Below are 7,372 nucleotides of genomic sequence, written 5' to 3' on the forward strand. Positions count from 1 at the left end.
TTGTGGTCACCCACGACGTCGAGGTGTCTGCGCACGCCCAACGGAAAATGCGTCTACGAGACGGGCGACTAACAGAAGACATACCTCAGCGGGGGACGTGCCTGCGCAGTTCGACCGAGCCATCGGCTCGGGACAGGCCGGCGAGCACGATGAATCCCACAGGGCTCCCGGCATGGACAGCGATGAGGCGTTCCTGGTCGGGGTCGGCCATGGCGTGTTCGTGCCAGGTCCGTGTGCTCGTGCCTGGCCATGGAGAGGTGTCCGGGTCAGTCTCCCAGGCGGCCACACCGCCGAGGTCTTCGGTGGTCGTGGGGCGAAGCGTCAGGGGGGAGAGAGGCGGCCGTTACGTTCGCGACACGGTGCGGAGGTGTCCTGGTGATTCAGGCTGCGGCTCACGCTGTCACTCTTCCGGGGATATGGTGCGAGGTGCCGGTGGGGTGTGAGGCGGCGTCGAGCGGGGCGGGTGACGCCAGGTACGCCGAAGCCGCACGGTGGCGCTGGTGGGGTGCGGTGTGTGCCGGTGACGGTCTGGCTTTCGCAGCAGCAGGGCCCAGTAGCCAATGGCGGCGCAGACTCCGAGAACCGTGCAGGTGGCCTAGAGGGTGTCGGGGCCGAAACGGTCGATGACGATGCCGGCGCACAGGTGTGCGGCCATGGTGGCGGTGGCCCAGGACAGCGCGTGGATGCCCTGGTAGCGGCCTCGGGCAGTGCTCGGCGAAAATCGTGTGATCAGGCCCATGTTCGCCGGCGAGTGCACGATCTCCCCCAGGGACCACACCACGACGGCGATCGCGTATACGGCCGGGCCTCCGGCGAGCGCGTTGAGGCCGAAGCCGCCCCCGCACAGCAGGGAGGCAAGGACGAGCAGACGGCCTGGGTTCAAGCCTTCGAGTCTGCGGCCGAGCGGCAGTTGCAGGGCGACGATGAGGGGGCCGTTCAGGCTGATCACCAGCTCGTACTGGGCCCCGGTGAGGCCGTCGTGGTCCATGGCCACCGGCAGCCCGGCAGCCGCCTGCTGGAACACCACGATCAGGAGGAAGGACAGGCCCACGGCTGCCAGGAACGGCCTGTCCCGCAGCACCATCCGAAGTCCGGTGCTCTTCTCGTCGACGCCTCGCAGTCAGGGCAACGCTGCTCCGGACCGGGCCCGTTGGCCACAGACACGCCACCACCCTGGGCCCGCCCGAAGGTCCAAAGGGAGGTTCAAACACAGGCACTGAAGAAGTGGCGTGATACCGTAACAGCAGTTACGCAACAGATGTTACGCAAAGAGGTGGGCGATGCCCCGACAGGTGGACCACGAAGAGCGGCGCGACGCGATGTCGCATGCCGTGTGGCAGGTCGTCTCGGACAGTGGCCTGGAGGGCCTGACGCTCCGCGCGGTCGCGACCGCGGCGGGCTGCACCACCGGGATGGTCACGCACTACTTCGCCGGCAAGAAGGAACTGCTGGCCCACGCCCGCAGCGAGATGCACCGCCGCATGGCGGCTCGCATCGATACCCTTCCCGCCGGCGAGAGCGCCCGCGACGCTCTGTACATCGTGGCCGAGCAGGCCCTGCCGCTGGACGACGAGCGGCACCTCGAGGCCGCCGTCTGGTCCCAGTTCCTCCTCAGCACCCGCAACGATCCTGCCCTGCTCGCAGAACACACTCGCAGTCACGCCTCCTGGATCGACCGCCTGACCACTCTCGTGGCAGCCGCCCACCCGGACCACCTGGAGCGCGCGGAGCTCGAAAACCGGGTGCGCAGCCTCGTGGCGTGTCTTGACGGTCTCGCGCTGAACGCCGTGACCGACCCGGGCAGCTATCCCCCCGACATCCAGCGGCGCGTCCTGGACATCCAGCTCGACCTGATCCTCGAAGGAAACCGCACCCCGTGACCTCCCCCGACCCGATCATCACCGCCGCCGCAGCCGACGACCTCAGGATCCAGCGGCTGGTGCGCGACCTCGACGCCGACCTCGACGCCCGTTACCCGGACGAGCCCTGCACCGGCGGCGCCCACATCCACCCCCAGATCCGCTTCCTGCTCGCGGAAATCGACGGCCGGCCTGTCGGCTGCTGTGCCGTACAGCCCTTCCCTTCCCCGGACACGGCGGCCGAGCTCAAGCGCATGTATGTCGCGCCGCAGGCGCGCGGCCGGGGAATCGCCGTTCGTCTCCTGGCCGAGGCTGAGCGCACCGCCGGCGCCCTCGGCCACTTCGAGATACGCCTGGAGACGGCCGTCCATCAGCCCGAAGCCATCGCGCTGTACACCCGCGCCGGGTACACGCCGATCCCAAACTACCCGCCCTACCAGGACAAGAAGCTCAGCCGCTGCTATGCCAAGCCCCTGCCGCTGCCCGAGGCACGGCCGCAGGACAGGGAGGAGCTCATGGCCTTCCTTGCGGGCCAGGGCCTGTCGTCCCAGGACGTCCTCGCGCCCGGCACTCGGTTCTGGCTCACTAGGGATGCGGCCGGCCCGGCCGCGGCCGTGGGCCTGGAGCGGCAGGGCCACTGCGTGCTGCTGCGCAGCGTCGCGGTCCGTCCCGATCTTCGGGGGTGCGGAGCCGCCCGGCGGCTGGCCGAGCGCGTTCTGGCGGAAGCGGCCGCGCTGGGAGGACGTACGGCGTATGTGTTCTCCACGGACTCCGGACCCTGGTGGGAGCGGCTCGGCTTCCGCTCCGTGCCGGTCACCGAAGCCGCCGAGGGCCTGTCCGACGCGCCACAGGTGCGCCGGTATCGGCGCACCGGAGCTCTGGCCGAGGAAGCCGCATGGCGCCGAGACCTCGTCGGCACTGGGACGAGCGATCTCCCGCCCACGTGCGCGGACCGCTCCACGGCCGACGCCCCGCCCACAGCCTCGGTCACCCGCAGATGAGACAGACGGTTTCCGGGCTGCCGCGGTCTTTCTGGTGGTTGTGGACGAGCACTCTGATCATCCGCTCGGCTCCTTCGCCGCCCCGTTCCTGGTCTTGTATCTGACCGCGGAACGCGGCTACACGGCGAGCTTCGCGGGAGTCGTCGCGGCGCTCTTCGGAGCCGGCGGCGCGGTGGCCTCGCTGGTGGGCGGAGTGCTGGCCGACCGAGTGGGGTGACGTGCCACGCTGCTGATCACGCAGTTGGCGGCGGCCGGGCTGATCGCAGCTCTGGGCTTCGCGTCCACACCCTTGCTGATCGCGGCGCTCGCGTGCGCGGCCGGCGCGGCGAGCAGCGCCTCCCGCCCCGTGGTGCAGACCGTCATGATCGAGGCGGCAGCAACTCCGCTCTCCGCGCTCGTGATCGCCGCCAGGCTTCCTGGCCCTGCCCGAGACGATCGCGCAAGAACTCTCGGTCTGGATCAAGGCCGTGCGCGGGGAAGGCAAGTGGGAGCACACAGGCCGCACCTACCAAAGCATCGCCCGCTACTGGCATGTCCTCAACCCGATCCTCAAGGGGTGGCTCGCGGACGGGATCGAGAGCCTGCGCGAAATCACCCACGACGACGTCAAGAGGGCCATCGCCACCCGCAAGGGACACCGGCCCGCTCGATCCACATCGTCCTGCGGAACGTCTTCCGCGCCCTTCGGCAAGAGGGCGTGATCTTCCGCGATCCCACCCGCGGCCTGGTCCTCGCCGGGATCAACAAGACTCCGCCTTCCGTGCCCTCGGACCGACTGGCCGGCGTCCTCAGCCATGCGCAGAACGACTTCCAGCGCTTCATCATGGTGTTGGTCTGCATCCATGCGCTTAGCGGCACCGACATCCGCCGACTGCTGCTCACCGACCTCGACCTGTCCCGTGAGCGGCTCATCGTCCGGCGTCCCAGCAAACGGCACATCATCTACCTGGACGAACTCACCTACCGCTGCGTCTCCGCGTGGCTCCGTGTACGTCACCGCCGCTGGCCGGTGACGACGAACCCGCATCTGCTGATCAACCGATGGACCGCGGTGGACACCACTCACTCGGCCATCGGCACCACATTCACCGCCATCTTCCGGCCCGCCGGACTCACGATGCCGACGCTGCGGCAGGACCGAATCCGGGACGAGGCATTCGAGGTCGACGACCCGCTTCACCTGATGCGCCTGTTCGGCATCTCCTCTCACACCGCAATGCGGTACATCACCGCGGCCCACCCCGAACGGACAGCGAAGCTACCCCGATGAGGCGAGCGCAGGCCACCAACCGCCGGGCAAGCGGGCCCGAACGTTATCTGGCGTCGTTGGGCGTTTCAGCAGGTCAAAACGGTAATGCGGGTTCAGGTAAGTGAGGCATGCAGGTGGTGCGTCAGGCTGGGCCCGTGAAGCTCACGGGCCCAGCCTGACGTCGGTGTGGTCGGCGTGTGGACTTAGGCGAGGTGCATGAGCCACTCCAGGAGCCAGGTGATGATGGCGCGGAGGGTGCCGGAGACGGCACCGGCCAGGGCTGCTCCGGCCAGGGCAAGGCGTTCGCGGCGGGTCAGACGAGTGCGGGACATGAAGTCCTCCACAGAGTGTGGTGGGTGGATGGGGCAGCTGGCCGGCTTGCTGTCCACGTTCAGCCCTTGCAGGAGTTCGACTCTGAGTTGCGACGTTCTGTCAACGGGCGCAAGGATTGCTGCTGTTCACGCCGTGGCTGGTTGCGGAATCGGGGACGATGGTGCGATGAGTGGCGACATCGGGGGCGGTCGGCCGGGCCCGGAGGAGAGTCCGAAGCGCGCGCGGTCGCTGAAGCGGGCGAGGGTGGGATGGCCGCCGGCACTGCGCGAGCTCAAGGAGTTGCTGTACGAGGTGTACCTGGCAGGGGGCGCGCCCAGCCTCGATGAGATCACCGGGGACATCGCCGGCAACAACGAACTGGAGGGGGCACCGAGCCGGGATACGGTCCGCCGCGTCATCACCGACGGCGAGCGGCCTGGTCAGCAGGCAGATGTGGTGGCCGTGGCCACGGTGCTGGCCCGCCGGGCCGCTTGGAACGTGCCGGATGTGGCAGGGCGAGTGCGTGATCTGTGGGTGCAGGCTGGGATGGCACGAGGCGTGGGGCGCCCGATCAGTGAGCTGCGCGGGGATGCCCAGCTCGTTCTGGACGGAGGCCTGGGGGTCCACCCGGCGCTGGACACCGGCGGTGCGCGCGACCGGTTCGGGATCCTGCCCGCCTACGTCCCGCGGGACCACGACGTAAGACTGAAGGAAGCGGTCGACGCGGCGAGAGCCGGACGGAGCGGGATTGCGGTCCTGGTCGGGGGATCGTCCACGGGCAAGACCCGCGCCTTGTGGGAGGCCGTCAGAGCATTGCCGGACGACTGGCGGCTGTGGCACCCCCTCAGCCCCACCGCCCCTCATGCGGCCCTGGCCTCCCTGCCGGACATCGCCCCGAAGACGGTCATGTGGCTCAACGAAGCCCAGCACTACCTGGACCCAGACCCGCTCGGTGAGCAGGTCGCGGCTGGCCTGCGGGAGCTACTGAACGACCCCTCACGCGCCCCCGTACTGGTCTTGGGTACTTTGTGGCCCGACCACTGGGACACCCTGACCACCCGTACCACCACCGACCGGCACGTCGGCGCCCGCGCACTACTCGTCGGGCACAAGATCGACGTGCCCGACGCTTTCACCCCCGCCAACCTGGCCGCGCTCGACGCCACTGACGGTGCGGATGCCGACCCCCGGCTCACGGAGGCCGTCCAGCGCGCTAAGGGTGCGCAGGTCACCCAGTACCTGGCCGGGGTGCCCTACCTGATGGACCGCTACAGAGCGGCCCAAGGCGCCACTCGGGCCCTCATCCATGCCGCGATGGATGCCCGCCGTCTGGGCGCCGGCCTCCATATCCCGCTGGACTGGCTCGCCAACGCCGCCCCCGGCTACCTCACCGACGCCGAGTACCACGCTCTCGACGGCGACTGGCTGAGCAAGGTCCTCGCCTACGTCACCACGCCCTGCAACGGCATCCCCGGCATCCTCACGCCCACCCCCACCAGCGGCCCCCGCAACCAGCGCCCCCGCCGCTCGTCAGCCGTGAGCGGCATTCCTGCTGCCGACTGGGCCCTAGACCGCAGGGGCCGCATTATCTGCTGGCCGACTACCTCGAACAGCACGGCCGCCACCACCGCGCCGAGAACATGCCGCCCATCGACTTCTGGACTGCGGCCGCTCAGTATGCCCACCTCGCCGACATGACCGCAATCGGCGACGCCGCGTGGAACCGCGGCCTGTACCGCGACGCCGCCCAACTCCACAAGCACGCCACCACCCACGGCAACCCCCGCGCCGCGGCCACCCTCGTCCACCACCTCCACGCCCTTCACCCCACCGACCGTCGCCCGGCCCGATGGGCCGCCGCACACGCCGCCCTGGACAACCCGCGCAACGTCGCCTGGCTGCTGGACGCGCTGAGAAAGGCCGGGGCGCACGAGCAGGTCACCGTGCTGGCCGGGCGGGCCGCCGCACACGCCCCCCTCAACAACCCGCGCAACGTCGCCTGGCTGCTGGACGCGCTGAGAAAGGCCGGGGCGCACGAGCAGGTCACCGAGCTGGCCGGGCGGGCCGCCGCACACGCCCCCCTCGACAACCCGAACGCCGTCGCCTGGCTGCTGGACGCGCTGAGAAAGGCCGGGGCGCACGAGCAGGTCACCGTGCTGGCCGGGCGGGCCGCCGCACACGCCCCCCTCGACAACCCGAGCGCCGTCGCCGGGCTGCTGGGCACGCTGCAGGAGGCCGGGGCGCACGAGCAGGTCACCGTGCTGGCCGGGCGGGCCGCCGCACACACCGCCCTCGACAACCCGAGCGCCGTCGACAGGCTGCTGAACGCGCTTCGGGAGGCCGGGGCGCACGAGCAGGTCACCGTGCTGGCCGGGCGGGCCGCTGCACACGCCCCCCTCGACAACCCGAGCGCCGTCGCCGGGCTGCTGGGCACGCTGCAGGAGGCCGGGGCGCACGAGCAGGTCACCGAGCTGGCCGGGCGGGCCGCCGCACACGCCCCCCTCGACAACCCGAACGCCGTCGACAGGCTGCTGAACGCGCTGCAGTATGTCGGGGCGCACGGACAGGTCACCGAGCTGGTTGGGCGGGCCGCCGCACACACCGCCCTCAACAACCCGAGCGCCGTCGCCTGGCTGCTGGGCACGCTTCGGGAGGCCGGGGCGCACAAGCAGGTCACCGAGCTGCTGGCCGGCGACCCCGCCGCGCACGTCGCCCTCGACGATCCGTACACCGTTGCCGGGCTGCTAAACGCGCTTCGGAAGGCCGGGGCGCACGAGCAGGTCACCGAGCTGGCCGGGCGGGCCGCCGCACACACCCCCCTCGACGATCCGCACGCCGTCGCCGTGCTGCTGGACGCGCTTCGGGAGGCCGGGGCGCACAAGCAGGTCACCGAGCTGCTGGCCGGCGACCCCGCCGCGCACGTCGCCCTCGACGATCCGTACACCGTTGCC

The 7,372-nt window shown here is 70.3% G+C and carries 9 protein-coding genes; 7 read left to right on the forward strand and 2 right to left on the reverse strand.

Annotation, left to right across the window (positions count from 1 at the left end; all coding sequences use genetic code 11):
- Positions 1–595 precede the first annotated feature (595 nt).
- Entirely contained in the window at positions 596–1,084 is a 489-nt protein-coding gene (locus ABZ192_RS42390) for an MFS transporter (protein WP_356929797.1), read from the reverse strand.
- A gap of 196 nt (positions 1,085–1,280) precedes the next feature.
- On the opposite strand from ABZ192_RS42390, the gene ABZ192_RS42395 reads away from it, so the two are divergent.
- From ABZ192_RS42395 to ABZ192_RS42415, 5 genes are all read left to right on the forward strand, one after another.
- Positions 1,281–1,880: a TetR family transcriptional regulator C-terminal domain-containing protein gene (locus ABZ192_RS42395; RefSeq protein ID WP_356929798.1), complete on the forward strand. Its 600-nt coding sequence runs from the start codon at positions 1,281–1,283 to the stop codon at positions 1,878–1,880.
- Positions 1,877–2,860 (forward strand): GNAT family N-acetyltransferase, encoded by a 984-nt coding sequence (locus tag ABZ192_RS42400; protein WP_356929799.1) that lies wholly within the window; start codon positions 1,877–1,879, stop codon positions 2,858–2,860. Before ABZ192_RS42395 ends, ABZ192_RS42400 begins: the two co-directional genes overlap by 4 nt.
- A 40-nt stretch (positions 2,861–2,900) precedes the next feature.
- Positions 2,901–3,077 (forward strand): hypothetical protein, encoded by a 177-nt coding sequence (locus tag ABZ192_RS42405; protein ID WP_356929800.1) that lies wholly within the window; start codon positions 2,901–2,903, stop codon positions 3,075–3,077.
- Positions 3,078–3,327: 250 nt separating this feature from the next.
- The gene (locus tag ABZ192_RS42410; RefSeq protein ID WP_356929801.1) at positions 3,328–3,561 is read left to right on the forward strand and encodes a hypothetical protein; all 234 of its coding nucleotides are present in this window, start codon (positions 3,328–3,330) and stop codon (positions 3,559–3,561) included.
- Positions 3,558–4,130: a hypothetical protein gene (locus ABZ192_RS42415; RefSeq protein WP_356929802.1), complete on the forward strand. Its 573-nt coding sequence runs from the start codon at positions 3,558–3,560 to the stop codon at positions 4,128–4,130. The genes ABZ192_RS42410 and ABZ192_RS42415 overlap by 4 nt, the downstream gene beginning before the upstream one ends.
- A gap of 182 nt (positions 4,131–4,312) precedes the next feature.
- On the opposite strand, the gene ABZ192_RS42420 is transcribed toward ABZ192_RS42415, so the two are convergent.
- Complete coding sequence (locus tag ABZ192_RS42420; protein ID WP_356929803.1) at positions 4,313–4,441, reverse strand: hypothetical protein; 129 nt, start codon at positions 4,439–4,441, stop codon at positions 4,313–4,315.
- Between the two features lie 166 nt (positions 4,442–4,607).
- On the opposite strand from ABZ192_RS42420, the gene ABZ192_RS42425 reads away from it, so the two are divergent.
- Both ABZ192_RS42425 and ABZ192_RS42430 read left to right on the forward strand, forming a co-directional pair.
- Positions 4,608–6,119, forward strand: a complete 1,512-nt coding sequence (locus ABZ192_RS42425; protein WP_356929804.1) for a hypothetical protein — start codon at positions 4,608–4,610, stop codon at positions 6,117–6,119.
- Positions 6,116–7,372: hypothetical protein (locus ABZ192_RS42430; RefSeq protein WP_356929805.1), on the forward strand; the 1,257-nt coding region annotated here is incomplete at its 3' end. The genes ABZ192_RS42425 and ABZ192_RS42430, both read left to right, overlap by 4 nt.

Origin of the sequence: Streptomyces sp. NPDC006235, from assembly GCF_040613735.1 — a bacterium.
Classification (GTDB): domain Bacteria; phylum Actinomycetota; class Actinomycetes; order Streptomycetales; family Streptomycetaceae; genus Streptomyces.